The sequence below is a fragment of the Alkalilimnicola ehrlichii MLHE-1 genome, assembly GCF_000014785.1.
GTDB classification, from domain to species: domain Bacteria; phylum Pseudomonadota; class Gammaproteobacteria; order Nitrococcales; family Halorhodospiraceae; genus Alkalilimnicola; species Alkalilimnicola ehrlichii.
Genome location: NC_008340.1, coordinates 1439982 through 1461092 on the forward strand (window position 1 = coordinate 1439982; position 21111 = coordinate 1461092).

Genomic DNA, 21111 nt, shown 5'->3' on the forward strand with positions numbered 1-21111 from the left:
CATGAGCGGCTCTATTGCATCCCTGTCCAGATCCGGAACCACCTTTATTGTGAGCGCCAACAGTTTTCGAACCCGAGTCAAGATCTGCGGAATCACCCGGCCCGAGGACGGACGCAAGGCGGCGCAGTTGGGCGCCGATGCGGTCGGTCTGGTCTTCCACGAGCGCAGTTGCCGGGCGGTCGACCGCGCCACGGCACAGGCGGTGATCGATGCCCTGCCGCCGTTCGTGACCGTGGTGGCCCTGTTTCAGGACCCGCAGGCCGCCTTCGTGCGCCAAGTGTTGCGGGAGTTGCGCATCGACCTGCTGCAATTCCACGGCGACGAGGCCCCGGAGTTCTGTGAGGGGTTTCACCGGCGGTACATCAAGGCCATCCCCATGGGGGAGCCGGGCGACCCCAAGGCCTGGGTGGCGCGCTACCCCTCTGCCGTCGGGTTCCTGCTCGACAGCCACAGTCGCGGCGCCAGCGGCGGCAGTGGTGAGATCTTTGACTGGGCGCGGGTGCCCCATGACGCCGGGGTCCCCCTGATCCTGGCCGGCGGGCTCTCCCCGGAGAACGTGGGCGGCGCGGTCCGGCAGGCGCGGCCCTTTGCGGTGGACGTGAGCACGGGCGTGGAGTCCGCGCCCGGGGTCAAGGACCCGGAGCTCATGGCCGCCTTCATCAGTGAGGTCAGCAATGTCCACCAAGGTGACTGACGTGATTGAACGCATCCCCGGCTTCGACCGCTACCCGGACGAGGCGGGGCATTTTGGGCCCTACGGCGGGCGCTTCGTTTCCGAGACCCTGATGGCTCCGCTGGACGAGCTGGCGCAGGCCTACGATCACTACCGCAATGACCCGGAGTTTCTGGCCGAGATCGACCGGGATTTGCAGGACTTTGTCGGTCGGCCCAGCCCGCTGTACCTGGCGGAGCGCTGGACCCAGCGGATCGGTGGTGCGCGGATCTACTTCAAGCGTGAAGACCTCAACCACACCGGCGCCCACAAGATCAACAACACCGTGGGCCAGGCGCTGCTGGCTAAGCGGATGGGCAAGACCCGGGTCATCGCTGAGACCGGTGCCGGGCAGCACGGCGTGGCCAGCGCCACGGTGGCGGCGCGCCTGGGCATGCAGTGCGTGGTGTATATGGGCGCGGACGACGTCAAGCGTCAGGCGGTCAATGTTTTCCGCATGCGCCTGCTCGGCGCCGAGGTGCGGCCGGTGGACGCCGGCACCCGGACGCTCAAGGACGCCCTCAACGAGGCAATGCGCGACTGGGTGGCCCATGTGGACGACACCTTCTACATCATCGGCACCGTCGCCGGCCCCCACCCCTACCCGATGATGGTGCGCGACTTTCAGACCGTGATCGGGCGGGAGGCGCGGCGCCAGATGCTCGAGCGCGAGGGCCGGCTGCCCGATGCCCTGGTGGCCTGTGTGGGGGGCGGCTCCAACGCCATTGGCCTGTTCCACCCCTTCCTGGCGGACCAGGCCGTGGCCATCTACGGGGTCGAGGCCGGCGGCGAAGGGGTGGAGAGCGGGCGGCATGCCGCGCCCCTGTGCGCCGGCCGCTCCGGGGTGCTGCACGGCAACCGCACCTACCTGATGATGAACGACTCCGGCCAGATCCAGGGGACCCACTCGATCTCTGCCGGGCTCGACTACCCGGGGGTCGGGCCGGAGCATGCCTGGCTGAAGGACTCCGGCCGTGCCCAATACGTCAGCGTGACCGATGACGAGGCCCTGGAGGCGTTCCACGAGGTGACCCGCTGCGAGGGCATCATGCCAGCCCTGGAGACCGCCCATGCCCTGGCCTATGCCCGCAAGCTGGCCGCCGGGATGAGCCCGGAGCAGAGCGTGGTGGTGAGCCTGTCCGGGCGGGGTGACAAGGATATTGCGACGGTGGCCGAGCTGGAGGGCATTGAGCTATGAACCGTCTGGAAAAGCGCATGTCGGCCTGCCGGAAGGCGGGGCGCAAGGCCCTGATCCCCTATATCACCGCCGGCGACCCCGGCCCGGAGCACACCGTGCCCCTCATGCACGCGCTGGTCGGGGCCGGCGCCGACGTCCTCGAGCTCGGCGTTCCGTTCTCCGATCCAATGGCCGACGGGCCGGTGATCCAGGCCGCCTGTGAGCGGGCACTGGCCCACGGGACGACCCTGCGCGATGTCTTCGATATGGTGCGCCGGTTCCGTGAGCAGGATGGCGAGACCCCCGTGGTCCTGATGGGTTACCTCAACCCGGTGGAATACCTGGGGCCGGCGGTCTTTGCTGAGGAGGCGGCGGCCGCGGGGGTGGACGGGGTACTCACGGTGGACCTCCCGCCGGAGGAGGCGGCCCCCTTTACCCAGGCCTTTGCCGCCAATGATTTGTGTCCCATCTTCCTGGTCGCGCCGACAACGGCGGGTGAACGGCTGGAGGCCGTGTGTCAGGCCGCCCGCGGCTTTGTCTACTACGTGGCCATCAAGGGCGTCACTGGCGTGGCGGAACTGGATGTGGACGATATCGCCCGCCGGGTCAGTGCCGTGCGGGCCCGCACCGACCTGCCAGTGGGTGTCGGCTTCGGTATCCGCGATGCCGAGAGCGCGGCGCGGGTCGGGGCGGTGGCCGATGCCGTTATCGTGGGCAGTGCGCTGGTCAATCGCATCGCCGGGCTGACCGAGCAGCCGGAGCGGGTCCCGGCGGTGTTGGCCGAGGCGCTTGGCGAGATGCGCCGGGCGCTGGACGGTCTTGCCGAGGAGGTCGCATCGTGAGCTGGTTCCAGAAACTGATGCCGTCGCGGATCCGCACCGACGCCTCGGAGCGCAGCCGCAGCGTTCCCGAGGGGCTGTGGACCAAGTGCGGGCATTGCAGCGCGGTACTCTACCGTCCGGAGCTGGAGCGTAACCAGGAGGTCTGCCCCAAGTGCGGTGATCACATGCGCATCGGCGCACGTCGCCGGCTGGCCGGATTCCTGGACGCCGAGGGGCAGGTGGAGATCGGCGCCGACGTGCAGCCGGTGGACGCCCTGCGCTTCCGCGACAGCAAGAAATACCGCGACCGCCTGGCCCAGGCCCAGAAGGGCACCGGCGAGCGGGATGCGCTGGTGGCCATGCAGGGCCGGCTGCGCGGCATGCCGGTGGTGGCGGTGGCCTTTGAGTTCTCGTTCATGGGCGGCTCCATGGGCTCGGTGGTCGGCGAGCGTTTTGTGCGCGCTGCGGATACGGCGCGCGAGCAGCGGGTGCCCCTGGTCTGCTTCTCCGCCAGTGGCGGCGCCCGGATGCAGGAGGGCCTCTTCTCGCTGATGCAGATGGCCAAGACCAGCGCGGCGCTGGCCCGGCTCTCCGAGGAGGGGGTCCCCTTCGTCTCCGTGCTCACCGACCCGACCATGGGCGGGGTGTCGGCGAGCTTGGCGATGCTCGGCGACCTGGTGGTGGCGGAACCCGGGGCGCTGATCGGCTTTGCCGGGCCGAGGGTGATCGAGCAGACGGTGCGCGAGACCCTGCCTGAGGGGTTCCAGCGCGCCGAATTCCTGCTGGAGCACGGCGCGATCGATCAGATCATCGATCGCCGGGAAATGGCTGACCGGCTTCACCGCATCCTCGCCATGCTGACCCACCAACCCGCCGCGGAGGCCGCGGACGCGCCCGAGGCGGGCGAGCAGCCATCGGAGGCGACCGACCCGGTGGGCGAGCACTGGGACTGACTGAGATGCCCGACACCCCGGGATCGGCCGCCCCAATGCCCCAGCGCGACCGTTGGCGGCTGGAGGACTGGCTGCGGTGGCAGGAAGGGCTCAGCCCGGTGGAGATCAACCCCGGGCTGGAGCGGGTGCAGGCGGTCGGCGAACGGCTGGGTGCCCTCACGCCCCGTTGCCCGGTCATTACCGTGGCCGGTACCAACGGCAAGGGCTCCTGCATCGCCTACCTGGAGGCAATGCTCGGTGCCGCCGGATACCGGACCGCTGCCTACACCTCGCCGCATCTGTTGCGCTATAACGAACGCATCCGGCTGGCCGGGGTCCCGGTGAGTGATGAGGCCATCACGGCGGCCTTCTCCCGCGTGGAACAGGCCCGGCAGGGCACCCCGTTGACGTATTTCGAGTACGGCACGCTGGCCGCTCTGAGCCTGTTCAGCGAGGCGGAGGCCGAGGTCTGGCTCCTCGAGGTGGGCATGGGCGGGCGCCTGGACGCGGTGAACGCGGTCGATCCCGATTTGTCCATAATCACGAGTATTGGCCTCGATCACACCGAGTGGCTGGGCGCGGATCGCGAGCGGATTGGCGCGGAGAAGGCCGGTATCATGCGTCCGGGACGGCCCGTCTGCCTGGGCCAGGCGGACCTCCCCGACAGTGTGTCCGATCGGGCCCGGACGCTGCGGGCGCCGGTGACCGCGGCCGGTCGCGACTTCCATTGGCGGCGACAAGCCCTGGGCTGGGACTGGCTCAGCGGCGACGAGCGACTGGACGGCCTGCCCTGGCCCGGGCTGACCGGGACGGTGCAACTGGATAACGCGGCGGTGGTCATCGCCGGTCTGAGGCGGCTGCGGGAGCGGCTCCCGGTGGATCGCGCCGCGCTCGAGCGGGGACTGCGCAGCGCCCGCCTGCCCGGACACATGGAGCGGGTCCGGCGCCGGGGCGTGGAGTGGTTGTTCGACGTGGCCCACAATGAGGACAGCGTGCGCGTATTGGCCGAGACGGTCCGGGACGAGGCGGGCAAGGGGCGCGTCATCGGGCTCTTTGCCGCCATGCACCGCAAGGCCCTGTCCGGTGTGCTTGCCACCATGGGTGCAGTGGTGGACGAGTGGTATCTGCCACGGTTGGAGGATCCCCAGGCGCATCCGCCGGAGGCGGTGGCGGCGGGCCTACGCGAGACTGGGGTGGATGCCTCCGTTATCCATACCGGCGGCCTGTCGGCCCTGCTTGCCGCGGTAGCGGACCGCGCCCGCCCCGGGGACCGGGTGGTGGTGTTCGGCTCGTTCCGTACCGTCGAGGCGGTGATGCGGGCCGGAGGGCGCGTAGACTGATGCCCGTTTTCCCGTAGTACCGATTACGAGGTCCAGCCTTGGAACAGCACATCAAGCACCGGCTGGCCGGTGCGGTTATCCTGGTAGCGCTGGCGGTCATCATCCTGCCCTGGCTGCTGAGCGGCGAGGGCGACCGGGGCGAGCTGGATATGCCGCTGGATATCCCGCCGGCCCCGGAGGTGCGCGAGGTGCCGGTACCGGAGGTGCGTGACGAGGACGGGGCACCGGTGTCGACGCCGCGTCCGGCGCCGTTGACCCCGCCCGGTGAGGGGCCGGGCGACGCCCCGGACATGGCACCGCCCAGGCCGGCGGAGGCACCGGAACCGGCCGAGGCGCCCGCCGAGGAACCCGCTGTGGTGGCCGAGCCGGCGCCGGAGCCGACGGCTGAGCCGGAACCGGAACCGGAGCCGGCCCCGGCACCTGGCGCGGAGCCGGAGCCTGAACCGACCGTGACGCCGGAGGGCCTGGACCGGATCCCGGCGGACCGGGGTGATTGGGTGGTGCAGGTGGGCAGCTTCAGCCGGCTGGAGAATGCGTTGGGCCTGCGTGATCGGTTGCGCGAGGCGGGCTACACCGCCTTCGCGGATCGGATGGACACCGAGGCCGGGCGGACCCTGTACCGGGTCCGCCTGGGGCCGTTGGCGACCCGCGAGGAGGCGAGGGCCCTGCACGATGAACTGCAGCGGGATCAGGGCCTGGAGGGCCTGGTCATGTCCCATCCATGATGGGGTCGGCTTTCGCGCCGGCGTGCGCTCTGCTAATATCGGCCGCCTTTCGGCGGTGCTGCTCGGGGCCGTGAATGAACTGGCTTGATATCGCCATTCTGGGCGTCGTCGGGGTCTCGGCGCTGCTCAGCCTCATCCGGGGGCTCTCCCGGGAGGTGATCTCCCTGCTGGCCTGGATCCTGGCCATCTGGGCGGGGCTGACCCTGGCTGCGCCCCTCTCCGAGCATCTGACCCCCTGGATCGACTCCCCGACCCTGCGCATCGGTGCGGCCTTCGTCGGCCTCTTTGTCGGGGTCCTGGTGGCCGGGGCCCTGGTCAACCTGGTCATGACCAAGCTGGTGGGCAGCACCGGCTTCTCCGGGACCGATCGCCTGCTGGGCATGATCTTCGGCGTATTGCGGGGCCTGGTGGTGGTGAGCGTGGTGGTGCTCATCATGGGGCTGACCCCGATGCCGGAGGAGCCCTTCTGGCAAGAGTCGACCATGATTGGCGGGCTCGAGCCCTGGGTCTGCCGGGTGGGCGCTGATGAATGGATGCAGCGCCTCTTCGAGTACGGCGAGGCGGCCGAGGGGCTGATGCCCGAGCAGACCTATTGGCAAAGCTATTGTGCGGGCGGCGCGTCGGGTACGTCGGCGCCCGAAACCCCCGTTGTCCCTGACGAGCTCTGATACGCGAGGTGCCTAGTCCATGTGTGGCGTGATTGGAATGGTGGCCCGGGAACCGGTCAACCAGGCCCTGTACGACGGACTGACGGTGTTACAGCACCGGGGGCAGGATGCCGCCGGCATCATGACCTACGATAATGGCCGCCTGCACTTGCGCAAGGACAACGGGCTGGTCCGCGACGTGTTTCGAACCCGGCACATGAAACAGCTGTTCGGTAACATGGGGATCGGCCATGTGCGCTATCCCACCGCCGGCTGCGACACCTCGGCCGAGGCGCAGCCCTTTTACGTCAACAGCCCCTACGGCATCTCGCTCGCCCACAACGGCAATCTGATCAATGCCGAGGCTCTGAAGCGGGAGTTGTTCGAATCGGACCTGCGCCATATCAACACCGAGTCCGACTCGGAGATCCTGCTCAATGTTTTTGCCCATGAACTGGGTCGTTCCGGCAAGATGCGGATCAGCCCGGCGGACATCTTTGATGCCGTCGGCGAGGTCCACCGGCGCTGCAAGGGGGCCTACGCCGTGGTCTCCATGATCAACGGCTACGGTATCCTCGGCTTCCGGGACCCCAACGGGATCCGCCCCATCTGCTTCGGGGAGCGGACCACCGAGATGGGCAAGGAGTACATCATTGCCTCTGAGAGCGTGGCCCTGGACGTGCTGGGCTTCACCCGGGTGCGCGATATTGCCCCCGGCGAGGCGATCTTCATCGACATGGACGGGGTCCTGCACACCCGCCAGTGTGCCGACAACCCGGTCTCCTCCCCCTGTATCTTCGAATACGTCTATCTGGCCCGGCCCGATACCATGATCGATGAAGTGGCCGTCTATAAATCGCGGCTGCGAATGGGTGAGAAGCTGGCGGGCAAGGTGGAGCGTGAGTGGCCGGATCACGATATCGATGTGGTGATCCCCATCCCCGATACCAGCCGCACCGTGGCCCTGGAGATGGCCAATCACCTGGGTGTGACCTACCGCGAGGGCTTCATCAAGAATCGCTACATCGGTCGCACCTTCATCATGCCCGGCCAGACGCAGCGCAAGAAATCGGTGCGCCAGAAGCTCAATCCCATCCACCTGGAGTTCCGGGACAAGAACGTGCTGCTGGTGGACGACTCCATTGTCCGCGGCACCACCTGTCAGCAGTTGGTGCAGATGGCCCGCGATGCCGGTGCGCGCAAGGTCTACTTCGCGTCGGCGGCCCCGCCGGTGCGCTACCCCAACGTCTACGGTATCGATATGCCCTCCGTTGAGGAACTCATCGCCCACAACCGGACGGTGGAGCAGATCGCGAAGGTGATCGGCGCCGACCGGCTGATCTTCCAGGATCTGGACGATCTGAAAGAGGCGGTGCATTACGGCAACCGGGAGATCGACCGGTTCGATTGCTCCTGCTTCGACGGCGAGTATGTGACCGGCGACGTGGACAACGATTATCTGCGCCGGCAGCAGGCAGAGCGGGGTGATGACGCGCGCAGCCGCCGTCTCGCCACCGGTGAGGCGGGCGCGGTCGGTCTGCACAACCACCGCTGAGGCGCGTATGAGTGATCAGGGCGATTCCCACCACGACGATCCGCGCCACCCGAGCCACTGGGCGCCCGCCACCCGGGCGGTGCGGGCGGGACAGACCCGCGGCCTGGAGCAGGAGCAGAGCGAGCCCATCTACGCCAGTTCCAGCTTCACCTACCGTAGTGCTGCCGAGGCGGCGGCACGTTTCTCCGGCGAGAGCCCGGGGAATATCTACTCGCGCTTTACCAACCCCACGGTCCGGACCTTCGAGCAGCGGCTCGCCGCCCTGGAGGGGGCCGAGGCCTGCGTGGCGACCGCCTCCGGGATGTCGGCGGTGCTGGCCGCTACCCTGGGGCTCCTGCGGGCCGGCGACCATATTGTCGCCTCCAGCGGCCTGTTCGGGGCCACGGCCTCGCTGTTCGCCAATTACCTCCCGCGCTATGGGATCGAGGTCACCACGGTCCCGCTCACCGACCTCCAGGCCTGGTCGGACGCCATGCGTCCGCAGACCCGCATGCTCTTCCTGGAGACGCCGTCCAACCCGCTGACCGAGGTGGCGGATATCGCCGCGCTGGCGGACCTGGCCCGGGGCCAGGGGGCGTGGCTGGCGGTGGACAACTGCTTCTGCACCCCGGCCCTGCAGCGGCCGCTGGAGCTCGGCGCGGATCTGGTCATTCACTCGGCGACCAAGTATCTGGACGGTCAGGGGCGGTGCATCGGCGGGGCGGTGTGCGGCGATGCCCAGGTGGTGGGCGAACAGGTTTTCGGCTTCCTGCGCACGGCCGGGCCGAGCATGAGCCCGTTCAACGCCTGGGTGTTCCTCAAGGGGCTGGAGACCCTGGCCCTGCGGATGGAGGCTCACTGCCGGAGTGCCTCGGAGCTGGCCCACTGGCTGGAGGAGCACCCGGCCGTGGAGCGGGTGTTCTATCCCGGGCTCGCCCGCCATCCCCAGCACGCCCTGGCGGCGCGCCAGCAGTCCGCCTTTGGCGGTATCGTCAGCTTCGAGGTGCGGGGCGGGCGCGACGCGGCCTGGCGGGTGATTGACAATACCCGGTTGCTCTCCATCACCGCGAACCTGGGCGACGCCAAGAGCACCATCACCCACCCGGCGACCACCACTCACGGCCGCAACACACCGGAGCAACGGGCGGCGGCGGGGATTACGGAATCGCTGGTCCGGGTGTCGGTGGGGCTGGAGGCGGTGGCGGATATCCGCGCTGATCTGGACGCGGCGTTGTCGGCCCTGGCGTAGCCACCCCTGGCACAGCCCCGACGCGGTGGGCGACCGGTCAGCCGCCCATGGTCTCCGCGTGGTAGTGCGGGCGGATGGTCCGCAGCAGGTCGGCGAACAGCTTGGGGTTGCCGGCCACCACATGGCCGGTCTGCATGTGGCGCTCACCGCCCGTGACATCGCCGACGAGGCCGCCGGCCTCCTTCACCATCAGGGCACCGGCGGCCATGTCCCAGGGCTGGAGGCCCAGCTCCCAGAAGCCATCCAGGCGCCCGGCGGCCACGTAGGCCAGGTCCAAGGCAGCGGACCCGGCCCGGCGCAGGTCGGAGGCCCGCCGGCTGACGTCCCGGAACATGTCCATGTAGGGGTCGAGCAGTCGCGGGTTCTTGAACGGGAAGCCGGTGCCCAGCAGGGCGCCGTCGATGGTCTTGGCGCGGGTGACGCGCAGCCGCCGGCCATCGAGCTGGCAGCCGGCCCCCCGGTGGGCGGTGAACAGCTCCTGGCGCAGGGGATCATAGATGACGCCGCTCTCGAGCCGGCCGCGGTGGCGCAGGGCGATGGAGACGGCGTAGTGGGGAAAGCCGTGCAGGTAGTTGGTGGTGCCGTCCAGCGGGTCGATGACCCACTCGTAGTCGGCCTGGCCATGGCTGCCGGACTCTTCGCCGAGGATGGCGTGGTCGGGGTAGGCACGGCGGAGGATGTGAATGATTTGCTCCTCGGCCATGCGATCCACGTCGCTGACGAAGTCATTGCGGCCCTTGCTGTCCACCTGGACACGGTCCAGGCGGTCGAGGTTGCGTACAATGACGTCGCCGGCGGCCCGAGCGGCCCGGACGGCCATGTTTACCGTTGCGTGCATGGTGATCTTCGTCTGCCAGGATGGGTGGGTCTGGATCGGTCGCCCGCCGGCGGGGCGGGCGGACGGGGCGAAGCATAACAGGAAAGCGGGCGGGACTGTACCGGTGTGGGTCGTCCCAGCCCGGAAACGGGCACGGCGGCTGTGAGCGCTGTGGCTTCGAAGGGTTGGGCCCTCCGTTGGGTTGTTTTCGAATATTGGGAGTGGGATGAATCCTGAGAATCTGAGAATCGTGCTGGTGGGGACCAGCCATCCGGGTAATATCGGCTCGGTGGCGCGGGCCATGAAGACTATGGGGTTGTTCCGGCTGGAGCTGGTGGCACCGGAGTGTGCGTTCCCGGATGAACAGGCCACGGCGAATGCCTCGCGGGCGGACGATGTCCTCGAGGCGGCGGGGCGGCACGACAACCTGGATGCTGCCCTGGCCGGCTGCGGGTTGGTGATGGGGCTGTCGGCGCGGCCGCGCCGGATCACCACGGCCGAGGTCCTGGATGTGCGCGAGGCGGGCCGGCGGGTGGTGGCGGAGGCCGAAAGCCGGCCGGTGGCCTTGCTGTTCGGACGGGAGCGCTCCGGGTTGACCAACGCCGAGCTGGACCGGTGTCAGGCGCTGGTGCATATCCCGGCCAATCCGGAGTACGGCTCGCTCAACCTGGCGGCTGCGGTGCAGGTGGTCTGCCACGAGGTCAACATGGCGCGCGGCGCCGGGGTGGTGGCGCCGACACGGCGGTCGGCCAGTGCCCAGGATATGGAGTACTTTTTCGAGCACCTGGCACGGGTGGCGGACCGGGTCGGGTTTCTGCGCAAGCACAACCCGGAGATCCTCATGCGCCGCCTGCGCCAGCTCTTTTACCGGGCGGCCCCCGACGACCATGAACTGCAGATGCTGCGCGGCCTGCTGGCCAACGTGGAGCCCCACCTGCCGGAGTTGCCGGACGCCGCGCAGAGGGCGGGGACGAAAGATGAATAAAAGCCGCTCGGCGCGTAAACTGGGGCCTATGATGCCGCACTATCCCCGCCAGCACCGCTGTACCATCCGGTTGACCGGTACTTGAGCCCGGCCCGGACCCCGTTTGGTCCGCCGCTTTCCCCATTCACCCGAGACAGAGCTGACTGTCCATGTTCAAACGGATCAAAGAGGACATCCGCTGCGTCATGGATCGCGACCCGGCGGCCCGTAACGCATTCGAGGTGCTCACCACCTACCCGGGGCTGCACGCCCTGCTGTTCCACCGCTGTAACCACTGGCTGTGGCGCAAGCGGTTGCGCTGGCTGGCCCGGTTTTTCTCCACCATCGCCCGCTGGCTCACCGGCATCGAAATCCACCCGGGTGCGCGGATCGGGCGCCGTTTCTTTATCGATCACGGCATGGGGGTGGTGATCGGCGAGACCGCGGAGATCGGTGATGATGTGACCCTCTACCACGGCGTGACCCTGGGGGGCACCAGCTGGGAGCAGGGCAAGCGCCACCCGACCTTGGGCGATGACGTGGTGGTGGGTGCCGGTGCCAAGATTTTGGGACCGCTCCAGGTGGGCAGCGGGGCGCGTGTGGGCTCCAATGCGGTGGTGCTGCGCGATGTGCCCGAGGGTGCCACCATGGTCGGCATCCCGGCGCGCATGGCCGGGGTGCGTCCGCGCACGGACAGCGCCGATGACCGACGGCGGGCGGCGGTTGCCCGCAAGATCGGCTTCGATGCCTATGGCACCACCGATATGCCGGACCCGGTCGCCAACGCGGTCAACGCGATCCTGGACCATATCCACGTTACCGACGCGCGCCTGGAGCAGATGTGCCGGGCCATCCGCGGCATGGGCGGGGACGTGGAGGACACCCGCATTCCCGACGTCGAGGTGGACGAGCTCGATTGCGGGGAGCCTGCCCCGGAGGCGGGCGAGCAGGGTGTCGACGTCACTGCCGGCTCGGGCCAGGTGCGCGGGCGCCAGGACCGTACCGGTAGCTGATCGCGGCTCGCAGGGAACTCGAAGCCCCGCCGACGAATCAGTATCATAGGGTCACGCATTCCCGGCCCCGGGCGGCCAGACGCCCCCGGGGCGAGCCAATGGAGGCAAGGCATGGCAAATATCCAACTCACCGACAAGGCAGTGCGCCACGTCAAGGACTATCTCGCCCGCCATGAGGGCGGTGTCGGCCTGCGCCTGGGGGTCAAGACCACCGGTTGCTCCGGTCTTGCCTACACCGTGGATTATGCCGACCGGATCGAGGCCTCCGACGAGGTGATCGAGCAGGACGGCGTCAAGGTGCTGGTCAACCGCAAGAGCCTGCCCTTCCTGGAGGGGACGGAGGTGGATTTCGTTCGCGATGGGCTCAACCAGCGGTTTGATTTCCGTAATCCCAACGTCAAGGAGACCTGCGGCTGCGGTGAGAGCTTCACGGTCTGAGGCCGGCCGTACAGTCAAATTGCCCGCCACCGGGCCAGCAGGTACACTTGCGCCAGTCGCGCGGGGGGCCGCGCCGACCCGGGCGTAGCGGCAGCCACCAGCCAGTGGTGGCGGCCCGCCCGTGAACCCGTCTCAACCCCCAACACCACACACGACACTAGGGAGTCCTGCATGGCAGTGGAAAGAACCCTCTCCATCATCAAGCCCGACGCCGTCGCCAAGAACATCATCGGCGAGATTTACAACCGTTTCGAGAAGGCCGGACTGAAGATCGTGGCGGCCCGTATGGTGCACCTGAGCCGTGAGCAGGCAGAGGGCTTCTATGCCGTGCATAAGGAGCGCCCCTTCTTTAATGACCTAGTGGGCTTCATGATCTCCGGCCCGGTGATGGTGCAGGTCCTGGAGGGCGAGAACGCCATCGTCAAGAACCGCGAGATCATGGGCGCCACCAACCCGGCCGAAGCCGCTGCCGGCACCCTGCGCCACGATTATGCCGAAACCATCGATGCCAACGCCGTCCACGGCTCCGACGCCCCGGAAACGGCCAAACAGGAAATCGAGTTCTTCTTCAAGGCCGATGAGCTCTGCAGTCGCTGAGACGTCCACATCGGCGGGCCGCGCGGATGGGCCCGTGAACCTGCTGGATCTTGACCGGCAGGCCTTGAAAAGGCTTTTCGCCGACCTGGGCGAAAAGCCTTTTCGCGCTACCCAGGTGCTCAAGTGGGTGCACCAGCGGCGGGTGACCGGCTTCGAGGAGATGACCGACATCTCCAAGGCCCTGCGCGCCCGGTTGGCGGAACGGGTCGCGCTGCGGCTGCCGGAAGTGCTCGCCGAGCAGGTCTCCGAGGACGGCACCCGCAAGTGGCTGCTGCGGGTCGACGGCGGGCAGGCCATCGAGACGGTCTTTATTCCCGACAGTGGCCGCGGGACGCTCTGCGTCTCTTCCCAGGTGGGCTGCGCCCTGGACTGCAGCTTCTGCTCCACCGCTCAGCAGGGTTTTAACCGCAACCTGAGCACGGCAGAGATCATCGGCCAGTATTACGTGGCCTACGATCAACTGACCGGCACCGGTGAGCAGATCACCAACGTGGTGTTCATGGGCATGGGCGAGCCCCTGCTCAACCTGGAGGCGGTCATCCCGGCCGTGCGCCTGATGACCGACGACGACGCCTATGGGCTGTCCAAGCGCAAGGTGACCATCAGCACTTCCGGGGTGGTCACCATGCTGGAGCGCATGCGCGAGCAGACGGACGTCAGTCTGGCGGTCTCGCTCCATGCCCCCAACAATGCCCTACGCGACGAGTTGGTGCCCATCAACCGAAAACACCCGTTGGAGCGCCTGATCCCCGCCTGCGCGGCCTATATCGCGGACAAGCCCCACCGGCGCATCACCTGGGAATACGTGATGCTGGACGGGGTGAATGATCAGGACCACCACGCCCACGAGCTGGCCCGGCTGTTGGGCGATATTCCCAGCAAGGTCAATCTGATCCCCTTCAACCCCTTTCCCGGGGCCCGGTACCGCTGCAGTCCGCGCGGACGGATCCTGCGTTTCGTCCGCATCCTGCAAAGCCACGGCCTGACCGCCACCACCCGGGTGACGCGGGGCCAGGACATCGACGGGGCGTGCGGGCAGCTGGTGGGTAAGGTGCAGGACCGGACCCGCCGCCAGCAGCGGCTGGTGCAGCGTGAACTGCGTCGGGAGGGGCGATGAGCATCCCGCCGTCGTTCCGGCCGGCGTTGATCCTGTTTTTGGCCGTCGGTGTCGTGGGCTGCGGCACCATGGGCCAATCGGGGTCCGGCGACAGGGACCGGGCGGTGGAGGTCAACACCCAATTGGGTCTGGGGTACCTGCAGGAGGGCGAGTACGAGGAGGCCAACCGGCGCCTGGAGCGAGCCCTGGATATTGATCGTCGCTACGCCCCCGCCCATGCCGCCATGGCGCTCCTGCAGGAACAGCTCGGTCAACCGGAGGAAGCCGGCCGGCATTACCGGCGGGCGGTCCGGTTGGACGGGGAAAATGCCAGCACCCGCAACAACTACGGGCGCTTTCTTTGTGAACAGGGTGACCTGGACCGGGCCCTGGATCAGTTCGAGGCGGCACTGGACAACCCGCTTTATCGCAACCCCCACATCCCCCTCGCCAATGCGGGTGTCTGTTTGATGCGGGAGGGGCAGCACGAGCGGGCCGAGGACTATTTCCTGCGCAGCCTGCGGGAGAATGCCCGCTTTGCCCCCGCGCTGCTGCGCATGGCGCAGTTGCGTTTCCAGGCCGGGGACCACGAAGGGGCGGAGGAATACCTGAATCGATACCGTGCTGAGGCACAGCACACGCCGGCGAGCCTGTGGTTGGGGGTCCAGCTGGCCCGTGCCGTTGGCGATGCCGATGCCGAGGCCAGTTACGGGCTGAGTCTGCGCAACCGGTTTCCGGATTCCCGCGAGGCTCGCCTATACCGTGAGAGTCGTTGATAGATGAGTTCAGACCACGACAGTCCGCTGTCCCCCGACCACGAGCGCGACCCCGGTCGCGGCGGCGAGACCCCGGGGCAGCTGCTCGCCAGGGCACGGGAGGCGCGAGGCCTGAGCCGGAAGGCCGCGGCCGATGCGCTGAACCTGCCCTTACGGACCCTTGAGGCGCTCGAGGGGGACGACTATGACAACCTGCCGCCGCTCACCTTTGTCAAAGGCTATCTCAGGGCCTATGCCCAGCTCCTGGAGATTGACTCGGACCGGCTGCGGGAGGCGCTGGCCCGGCTCGACCTGGAGCGGCCGGCCAGCGGCGCTCAGCAGCAGCCGGGCCAGGGCTCGACGTCAGTGACCGGTGGCGATACCTCTCGGGGGGGGCTCCAAGGCCGCCGGCTCCGGGGCTGGCTGCTGGGTGTGAGTAGCGTGGTCGTGGCCGCGGTCATTGCCGTGCTCGCCTGGCTCTGGCTGGTCGAGAATGGGGTGTCCGGGGATAGCGAAGCACCACCGGTGGCGGAGGAGGGCACGGCGCCGTCCGAGGAGGCCCCGGCGGAGGCGGTGGTCGCCGACGAGCTGGCCGAGCGGACACTGCCTGAGGCGGTGGATGAGGTGGTCCCCGAGGCGTCGGTGCCGGACGACACCGGGGCTGACGTCAGTGTCCCTGAGACGCTGGAACCCCCGGTGGTGCCCGAGGTCGAGGCGGAGCCGGAACCCGCTGTGGCGGAGCCCGAGCCCGAGCCCGCGCCGGAGCCGGCCGGTCTGGTCCTGCATATTTCCGGGACCACCTGGCTGGAGGTCCGCGACGAGGACGGTGAGCGTCTGATGGTAGGCAACTACCAGGGCGAGGAGACCCACCAACTGCAGGGCGAGGGGCCCTTCGCCCTGGTCATCGGTAATGCGGACGCCGTTCGGGTGGAGTTCCAGGGTGACGCCGTCGATCTGGCGCCCCACACCCGTGGCAATGTGGCGCGGCTGACCATCCCTTAGACCACGCGGGGCCGGCCGGGTGGGCCGCACCAGGCGGCGCGCCGCCGGCCCCTGTTTTTTTCTCAGGAGGACTTGAGTGGCGAAAGGCATTCGAAGCATCCGCGGGTTCAGTGACATCCTGCCGGAGCAGACCCCCCTGTGGCAGTTCGTCGAGAGCAATATCCAGGCCACCCTGGAGGCCTACGGCTACCGCGAGATCCGGCTGCCCATCGTGGAGAAGACCGAGCTTTTCAGCCGCTCCATCGGCGAGGTCACCGACATCGTCGAAAAGGAGATGTACACCTTCGAGGACCGTAATGGCGACAGCCTGACCCTGCGCCCGGAGGGGACGGCGGGCTGCGTCCGCTGTGGTATTCAGAATGGGCTGTTCCACGGCGGACAGCCGCGCGTCTGGTATGCCGGGCCGATGTTTCGCCACGAACGGCCGCAGAAAGGGCGCTACCGTCAGTTTCACCAGATCGGCGCAGAGGTCTACGGTGAGTCCGGCCCGGGCGTCGACGCCGAGATGATTCTCATGACCGCGCGCCTGCTAAGGTGCCTCGGGCTGGAGGATGTGCGCCTGGAGCTCAATACCCTGGGCACCGGCGAGGCACGCGCTGCCCATCGGGCGGCGCTGGTCGAATACCTGCAGGCCCACGAGGATCGGCTCGACGACGACGCCCGGCGTCGCCTGCACAGTAACCCGCTGCGCATCCTCGACACCAAGAACCCGGACATGCAGGCGCTGGTGGAGCAGGCCCCGCGCCTAATGGATTACCTGGACGAGGACTCGCGATCCCATTTCCAGGCCGTCTGTCGTGTGCTGGACCAGGCTGGGGTCGCCTACCGGGTGAATCCGCGCCTGGTCCGGGGGCTGGATTACTACAGCCGGACGGTGTTCGAATGGATTACCGACCGGTTGGGTGCCCAGGGGACGGTGCTGGCCGGTGGTCGGTATGACACCCTGGTCGAGCAGATCGGTGGCAAGCCCACCCCGGCCATCGGGTTCGCCTTGGGCCTCGAGCGCCTGGTCTCCCTGCTGGAGGAGTCCGGTATCAGCGGGCCGCAGAGCGGGCCCCACGCCTTCGTGGTCAGCGCCGACAGTCTGCGGGCCCTGCCGCTGGTGGAGGGGTTGCGGGACCGGCTGCCCGGACTGCGTCTGCAGATGCAAACCGAGGGGGGCAGTTTTCGCAGCCAGTTCAAGCGTGCCGATCGCAGCGGCGCGGCCCTTGCCCTGGTGTTGGGGGAGGAGGAACTGGCCGAGGGGCGCTTCGGCGTGAAAGACTTACGGGGTGATGCGGAGCAACAGCGGCTCGACCCCGAGGCACTCAGTGACTACCTGGCACGGCGTTGGCCGGAGCTGGCGGCAACAGAGGTGACGGACTGACCATGGCATCGCATCCCAGTGATGAGGAACAGTTAGAGGCCATCAAGCGCTGGTGGCAGGAGAACGGGCGCTCGATCATCATCGGGCTGATCCTCGGCGCCGGTGCCGTGGGCGGCTGGTGGACCTGGGGCGCCTGGCAGGAGCGCACCGCCGTGGAGGCCGCCAACGCCTATGCGGACTTCATGGCCCCGCTCAACCAGGGCGAATACGAAACGGCTATTCGCCACGGGGAGCGGGTGCTGGACAATCACCGCCGCAGCCTCTATGCCACCATGACCGCCCTGCAGATGGGCGCCCTGCACATGGAGCAGGGGGAGCCGGACCGCGCCGCGGAGCGCTTGCGCTGGGCGGTGGAGCATGCCGACAGTGCGGCCCTGCGTGATCTGGCGCGGCTGCGACTGGCCCGGGCCCTGGCCGCGGACGGGCGGCAGCAGGAGGCCTTGGAGCAACTGGACGATGGCGGCGCCTACGCGGGACAGATGGCCGAACTGCGGGCCGACCTCCTGCTGGAGCTGGGTCGCGAGGAGGAGGCCCGTTCGGCCTACCGCGCCGCGCTTAACCAGAACGACATCACCCCCACCCAGCGGGAACTTATTCAGATTAAGCTGGACGATTTGGGCGGTGGCGCTTAAGGGCGGCGTCGCCCGGTCGCCCGCCCGATGCCGGTCAAGTGGAATCGAGCCGATGATGCTGTTGAAACGATGCAACCGCCGCGCCCTTGTGGCACTGGCTGCCGTGCTGCTCCTTGCCGCCTGCGGTGGGGCGCGGGAACTGCCCGACCTCTCCGACGTGGGCGACGGGGTGGCGACGGAGACCCTTTGGACCGCCTCCACCGGGTCGGGCAGCGCGTCTTCCGCCTACGCCCTGGTGCCGGCGGTTGAAGGGGGGCGGGTCTATGCCGCTGACAGCAACGGCCGGGTCACCGCCTGGGACGCGGAAAGCGGGGAACGGCTTTGGCGGGTGGATACCGGGCGCGAACTCGCCGCAGGGCCTGGTGCCGGGGGCGGGTTGGTTCTGGTCGGGGCGCGCGACGGGCGCCTGCTGGCCCTGGATGCCGAGAATGGCGAGGAGCGGTGGGTCTCCGGCCTGAGCAGCGAGATCCTCGCGGTACCGCAGATCGCCCGCAACATCGTCGTCGCCCGCAGCGGTGACGGCCGTGTTTATGGCCTGGATGGACTGACGGGACGGCGGCTCTGGATCCACGATCGCAGCGTTCCGGTGCTGACCCTGCGGGGCAGCAGCAGCCCGGTGGTGGTCGGTAACCGGGTGGTGGTCGGACAGGACAACGGCCGTCTGGTCACACTCAACCTCCAGGATGGTGAGGTGATCTGGGAGGCGCCCGTCTCTATACCGCGGGGTCGCTCCGACCTGGAACGCATGGTGGACCTGCACGCCGACCCCCTGGTCTTCCGTGGGGTGGCCTATGCCCAGGCCTATCAGGGTGAGCTGGCCGCCGTGGGCATGGGGGACGGGCGGGAGCGCTGGTCCCGTGATATCCCCGGCCATACCGGCATGGCCGCAGACAGTCGCCAGCTCTACGTGGTGGACGACCAGTCCCGGCTGTGGGCCCTGGACCGTAACAATGGCGCCACGGTCTGGCGCCAGGATCGGCTGCAGGGGCTGCGCCTGACCGCCCCGGTGGTGATCGGCGGCCACCTGGTGCTGGCGGACGAGGAGGGTTATCTGAACTGGATCGCCCCGGACAATGGTGATCTGGTGGGGCGGGATCGCCACGGCCGGCAGCCGATCCAACGGCCGCCGGTTCCCGATGGCGATGTCCTGTACCTGCTGTCGGCCGACGGCCGGCTGGCGGCGCTGAGGCTGGTGGAGGACTGATCATGTGCCTGCTGCTGGTGGCCTGGCAGCAGCACCCGCGGTGGCCTCTGGTGGTGGCCGCGAACCGCGATGAATTCCATTCCCGCCCCACCCGGGCGGCGCACTGGTGGCATGAGCCGCCCATCCTGGCGGGTCGTGATGAGCGGGCGGGGGGCACCTGGATGGGGGTCGCGGCGCAGGGGCACTGGGCGGCGCTCACCAACTACCGCGAGCCCAGCCGGCCCCGTCGGGGCCTGCGCAGCCGGGGGCAGTTGGTGCTGGATGCCTTGCAGACGCCGCCGGCCTCGCTCCGGGTCGATCTCGAGCCGGCCGCGTTGGAACACGACTACGACGGCTTCAATCTGCTGTTCGGTGACCGGGAGCGGCTCTATTACGTATCCAATCGCGATCAGCCCCTGCGACAGGTGCCGCCCGGCTACCACGGCTTGAGCAACGGTCTGCTCAACGATCCCTGGCCCAAGGTACGGCGCGGCCGCGAACGGCTGGCAGCCTGCCTGTCCGGGACCTGGGGGGAGCGTGCCGACACGCCGCCACTGGAACCGCTGTTCGACCTGCTCCACGATGACCGGTGCCCGCCGGATCACGAGCTGGTGGATACCGGGGTGAGCCTGGCCTGGGAGCGACGATTGGCGCCCATGTTCATCCGCAGCCCCGAGTACGGCACCCGCTGCTCCACGTTGCTGTTGCTGGATGAAGGCGGCGAGATCCATTTTGCCGAACGCCGGTTCGATCCCGCAGGGCGGGTACTCGACACCCGCCGGTTTGCCTTTAGACCCTGAGCATTTTGTGTTGTAGCCCGCCAGGGCCGATGATAGGCTCGGGCCGGATCCTGGCCCCGGCTCGCGTGCCGCAGCGTACCGCAGGCCGTTCTACAATAGGCCAGATGGTCACCCGAACGACCACCGCGACAGCCGAACCATACCAACCAGAAACACCCTATAAAAAACTCAACGACGGGAGAGTTGCTCATGAAAGTCATTCTTCTCGGCCCCCCGGGCGCCGGTAAGGGCACCCAGGCCGCGGGCATCTGCGAGCGTTTCGATATCCCCCAGATCTCCACCGGCGACATGCTGCGCGCTGCGGTAAAGGCCGGCACCCCGCTCGGCCAGCAGGCCAAGAAGGTCATGGATGCCGGGGAACTGGTGTCGGACGACATCATCATGGGGCTGGTCAAGGAGCGGATCGCCGAACCGGATTGCGCCAACGGTTTCCTGTTCGACGGCTTCCCGCGCACCATCGCCCAGGCCGAGGGGCTGAAGGCCGAGGGGATCAACGTGGATGCGGTGGTGGAGATCCAGGTCCCGGATGAGGACATCGTCCAGCGTATGGCTGGCCGCCGGGTGCACCCGGGCTCTGGCCGGGTCTACCACGTGGAGCACAATCCGCCCAAGGAGGAGGGCAAGGACGACGTCACCGGCGAGCCGCTGGTGCAGCGCGACGACGATCAGGAAGAGACGGTGCGCAAGCGCCTCGGTGTCTATCACGAGCAGACTCAGCCGTTGGTGGAGTACTACTCCGACTGGGCGGCCAAGGGCGGTGATGGGGCCCCGCGCTACATCGTCATCAAGGGGGTGGGTAGCGTCGACGATATCCGCAACCGCATCCTCTCCGAGCTGGAGCGCGCCTGAGGCGCGTCCGGTCCGCCGCCCCTGTGCGGCGGCGGTCCGTCCGGAACCCCCGCCATCTTCGTTCCGGCCCGCTGGCCGGTCGGGGGGCGGGGGTTTCCGCGTTCTATACAGGCAACCATCTGCCCAGAGGTGAACCCGATGACAACGGAGGAAAAACCGGATCCCCGCACCTTATTGAACCGGGAGACCGCGCGCATTGGCTGGTCGGAGCTGGAGCGGCATTTCGCCAGCGGCGCCATGGTGACCGTCTCCCATGAACTGGATCTGGTGGAGGTAGGGGCCCGCTTTATCGAGGACGACAAAAAGGCGGTGGCGGCGTGGCTTGAGGGGGGCTATCTCCGCCGTACCGGCGAGGAGGAGGCGCAACGCTGGTCGGCGCAGGATGCGACCCTCTGGTGCGTGGTGGTGGCCCCCTGGGTGCTGGTGCAGGAGCCCCGCTGACCCCTTGACGGCAGGGGCCGG

At 68.2% G+C, this 21111-nt stretch carries 23 protein-coding genes; 22 read left to right on the forward strand and 1 reads right to left on the reverse strand.

What is annotated here, in order from left to right; translation table 11 throughout:
- The first annotated feature begins 1 nt into the window (after window position 1).
- From MLG_RS06300 to MLG_RS06340, 9 genes are all read left to right on the forward strand, one after another.
- Entirely contained in the window at window positions 2-694 is a 693-nt protein-coding gene (locus MLG_RS06300) for a phosphoribosylanthranilate isomerase (protein ID WP_011628979.1), read from the forward strand.
- Window positions 675-1910 (forward strand): tryptophan synthase subunit beta, encoded by a 1236-nt coding sequence (trpB, locus tag MLG_RS06305; protein WP_011628980.1) that lies wholly within the window; start codon window positions 675-677, stop codon window positions 1908-1910. The genes MLG_RS06300 and trpB overlap by 20 nt, the downstream gene beginning before the upstream one ends.
- Entirely contained in the window at window positions 1907-2731 is an 825-nt protein-coding gene (trpA, locus tag MLG_RS06310; protein WP_011628981.1) for a tryptophan synthase subunit alpha, read from the forward strand. Before trpB ends, trpA begins: the two co-directional genes overlap by 4 nt.
- Window positions 2728-3663, forward strand: a complete 936-nt coding sequence (gene accD, locus MLG_RS06315; RefSeq protein ID WP_011628982.1) for an acetyl-CoA carboxylase, carboxyltransferase subunit beta — start codon at window positions 2728-2730, stop codon at window positions 3661-3663. Before trpA ends, accD begins: the two co-directional genes overlap by 4 nt.
- Before the next feature lie 35 nt (window positions 3664-3698).
- On the forward strand, window positions 3699-4982 hold the full coding sequence (gene folC, locus MLG_RS06320; protein ID WP_041717941.1) for a bifunctional tetrahydrofolate synthase/dihydrofolate synthase: 1284 nt from the start codon (window positions 3699-3701) through the stop codon (window positions 4980-4982).
- 38 nt (window positions 4983-5020) lie between these two features.
- Window positions 5021-5707: an SPOR domain-containing protein gene (locus MLG_RS15860; RefSeq protein ID WP_011628984.1), complete on the forward strand. Its 687-nt coding sequence runs from the start codon at window positions 5021-5023 to the stop codon at window positions 5705-5707.
- A gap of 74 nt (window positions 5708-5781) precedes the next feature.
- A complete protein-coding gene (locus MLG_RS06330; protein ID WP_011628985.1) occupies window positions 5782-6375 on the forward strand; it encodes a CvpA family protein in 594 nt (197 codons plus the stop codon).
- Between the two features lie 19 nt (window positions 6376-6394).
- A complete protein-coding gene (gene purF / locus MLG_RS06335) occupies window positions 6395-7909 on the forward strand; it encodes an amidophosphoribosyltransferase (RefSeq protein ID WP_011628986.1) in 1515 nt (504 codons plus the stop codon).
- Window positions 7910-7916: 7 nt separating this feature from the next.
- Window positions 7917-9137, forward strand: a complete 1221-nt coding sequence (locus MLG_RS06340; protein WP_011628987.1) for an O-succinylhomoserine sulfhydrylase — start codon at window positions 7917-7919, stop codon at window positions 9135-9137.
- A 37-nt stretch (window positions 9138-9174) separates the two neighbouring features.
- On the opposite strand, the gene MLG_RS06345 is transcribed toward MLG_RS06340, so the two are convergent.
- A complete protein-coding gene (locus tag MLG_RS06345) occupies window positions 9175-9975 on the reverse strand; it encodes an inositol monophosphatase family protein (RefSeq protein WP_011628988.1) in 801 nt (266 codons plus the stop codon).
- Between the two features lie 205 nt (window positions 9976-10180).
- On the opposite strand from MLG_RS06345, the gene MLG_RS06350 reads away from it, so the two are divergent.
- From MLG_RS06350 to MLG_RS06410, 13 genes are all read left to right on the forward strand, one after another.
- Window positions 10181-10939: an RNA methyltransferase gene (locus tag MLG_RS06350; RefSeq protein ID WP_049753532.1), complete on the forward strand. Its 759-nt coding sequence runs from the start codon at window positions 10181-10183 to the stop codon at window positions 10937-10939.
- 149 nt (window positions 10940-11088) lie between these two features.
- Window positions 11089-11931, forward strand: a complete 843-nt coding sequence (gene cysE / locus MLG_RS06355; RefSeq protein ID WP_011628990.1) for a serine O-acetyltransferase — start codon at window positions 11089-11091, stop codon at window positions 11929-11931.
- Between the two features lie 111 nt (window positions 11932-12042).
- Window positions 12043-12369: a HesB/IscA family protein gene (locus tag MLG_RS06360; protein WP_011628991.1), complete on the forward strand. Its 327-nt coding sequence runs from the start codon at window positions 12043-12045 to the stop codon at window positions 12367-12369.
- Window positions 12370-12540: 171 nt separating this feature from the next.
- Window positions 12541-12966, forward strand: coding sequence for a nucleoside-diphosphate kinase (gene ndk, locus MLG_RS06365; protein ID WP_011628992.1), 426 nt, complete (start codon window positions 12541-12543; stop codon window positions 12964-12966).
- Window positions 12947-14083: a 23S rRNA (adenine(2503)-C(2))-methyltransferase RlmN gene (gene rlmN, locus MLG_RS06370; protein ID WP_049753533.1), complete on the forward strand. Its 1137-nt coding sequence runs from the start codon at window positions 12947-12949 to the stop codon at window positions 14081-14083. Before ndk ends, rlmN begins: the two co-directional genes overlap by 20 nt.
- A complete protein-coding gene (pilW, locus tag MLG_RS06375) occupies window positions 14080-14838 on the forward strand; it encodes a type IV pilus biogenesis/stability protein PilW (RefSeq protein ID WP_011628994.1) in 759 nt (252 codons plus the stop codon). Before rlmN ends, pilW begins: the two co-directional genes overlap by 4 nt.
- 3 nt (window positions 14839-14841) lie before the next feature.
- Complete coding sequence (locus tag MLG_RS06380; RefSeq protein WP_011628995.1) at window positions 14842-15819, forward strand: RodZ domain-containing protein; 978 nt, start codon at window positions 14842-14844, stop codon at window positions 15817-15819.
- Window positions 15820-15895: 76 nt separating this feature from the next.
- Window positions 15896-17185: a histidine--tRNA ligase gene (hisS, locus tag MLG_RS06385; protein ID WP_011628996.1), complete on the forward strand. Its 1290-nt coding sequence runs from the start codon at window positions 15896-15898 to the stop codon at window positions 17183-17185.
- A 2-nt stretch (window positions 17186-17187) separates the two neighbouring features.
- The gene (locus MLG_RS06390) at window positions 17188-17817 is read left to right on the forward strand and encodes a YfgM family protein (protein WP_011628997.1); all 630 of its coding nucleotides are present in this window, start codon (window positions 17188-17190) and stop codon (window positions 17815-17817) included.
- Window positions 17818-17872: 55 nt separating this feature from the next.
- Window positions 17873-19021, forward strand: coding sequence for an outer membrane protein assembly factor BamB (gene bamB, locus MLG_RS06395; RefSeq protein WP_198003253.1), 1149 nt, complete (start codon window positions 17873-17875; stop codon window positions 19019-19021).
- A gap of 2 nt (window positions 19022-19023) precedes the next feature.
- Window positions 19024-19800, forward strand: coding sequence for an NRDE family protein (locus MLG_RS06400; RefSeq protein WP_011628999.1), 777 nt, complete (start codon window positions 19024-19026; stop codon window positions 19798-19800).
- Between the two features lie 189 nt (window positions 19801-19989).
- Complete coding sequence (adk, locus tag MLG_RS06405; protein WP_011629000.1) at window positions 19990-20649, forward strand: adenylate kinase; 660 nt, start codon at window positions 19990-19992, stop codon at window positions 20647-20649.
- A 138-nt stretch (window positions 20650-20787) separates the two neighbouring features.
- Window positions 20788-21090, forward strand: a complete 303-nt coding sequence (locus tag MLG_RS06410; protein WP_011629001.1) for a DUF2288 domain-containing protein — start codon at window positions 20788-20790, stop codon at window positions 21088-21090.
- Window positions 21091-21111: the final 21 nt, after the last annotated feature.

Bases quoted from the DNA above. Each gene is read 5' to 3' on its own strand.
- pilW (WP_011628994.1), top strand. From the start codon at position 14,080: ATGAGCATCCCGCCGTCGTTCCGGCCGGCGTTGATCCTGTTTTTGGCC.
- MLG_RS06350 (WP_049753532.1), top strand. From the start codon at position 10,181: ATGAATCCTGAGAATCTGAGAATCGTGCTGGTGGGGACCAGCCATCCG.
- MLG_RS06380 (WP_011628995.1), top strand. From the start codon at position 14,842: ATGAGTTCAGACCACGACAGTCCGCTGTCCCCCGACCACGAGCGCGAC.
- MLG_RS06400 (WP_011628999.1), top strand. From the start codon at position 19,024: ATGTGCCTGCTGCTGGTGGCCTGGCAGCAGCACCCGCGGTGGCCTCTG.
- trpB (WP_011628980.1), top strand. From the start codon at position 675: ATGTCCACCAAGGTGACTGACGTGATTGAACGCATCCCCGGCTTCGAC.
- adk (WP_011629000.1), top strand. From the start codon at position 19,990: ATGAAAGTCATTCTTCTCGGCCCCCCGGGCGCCGGTAAGGGCACCCAG.
- cysE (WP_011628990.1), top strand. From the start codon at position 11,089: ATGTTCAAACGGATCAAAGAGGACATCCGCTGCGTCATGGATCGCGAC.
- MLG_RS06340 (WP_011628987.1), top strand. From the start codon at position 7,917: ATGAGTGATCAGGGCGATTCCCACCACGACGATCCGCGCCACCCGAGC.
- MLG_RS06390 (WP_011628997.1), top strand. From the start codon at position 17,188: ATGGCATCGCATCCCAGTGATGAGGAACAGTTAGAGGCCATCAAGCGC.
- ndk (WP_011628992.1), top strand. From the start codon at position 12,541: ATGGCAGTGGAAAGAACCCTCTCCATCATCAAGCCCGACGCCGTCGCC.
- MLG_RS06360 (WP_011628991.1), top strand. From the start codon at position 12,043: ATGGCAAATATCCAACTCACCGACAAGGCAGTGCGCCACGTCAAGGAC.
- MLG_RS06410 (WP_011629001.1), top strand. From the start codon at position 20,788: ATGACAACGGAGGAAAAACCGGATCCCCGCACCTTATTGAACCGGGAG.
- bamB (WP_198003253.1), top strand. From the start codon at position 17,873: ATGCTGTTGAAACGATGCAACCGCCGCGCCCTTGTGGCACTGGCTGCC.
- trpA (WP_011628981.1), top strand. From the start codon at position 1,907: ATGAACCGTCTGGAAAAGCGCATGTCGGCCTGCCGGAAGGCGGGGCGC.
- MLG_RS06330 (WP_011628985.1), top strand. From the start codon at position 5,782: ATGAACTGGCTTGATATCGCCATTCTGGGCGTCGTCGGGGTCTCGGCG.
- MLG_RS06300 (WP_011628979.1), top strand. From the start codon at position 2: ATGAGCGGCTCTATTGCATCCCTGTCCAGATCCGGAACCACCTTTATT.
- rlmN (WP_049753533.1), top strand. From the start codon at position 12,947: ATGAGCTCTGCAGTCGCTGAGACGTCCACATCGGCGGGCCGCGCGGAT.
- folC (WP_041717941.1), top strand. From the start codon at position 3,699: ATGCCCCAGCGCGACCGTTGGCGGCTGGAGGACTGGCTGCGGTGGCAG.
- MLG_RS06345 (WP_011628988.1), bottom strand. From the start codon at position 9,975: ATGCACGCAACGGTAAACATGGCCGTCCGGGCCGCTCGGGCCGCCGGC.
- purF (WP_011628986.1), top strand. From the start codon at position 6,395: ATGTGTGGCGTGATTGGAATGGTGGCCCGGGAACCGGTCAACCAGGCC.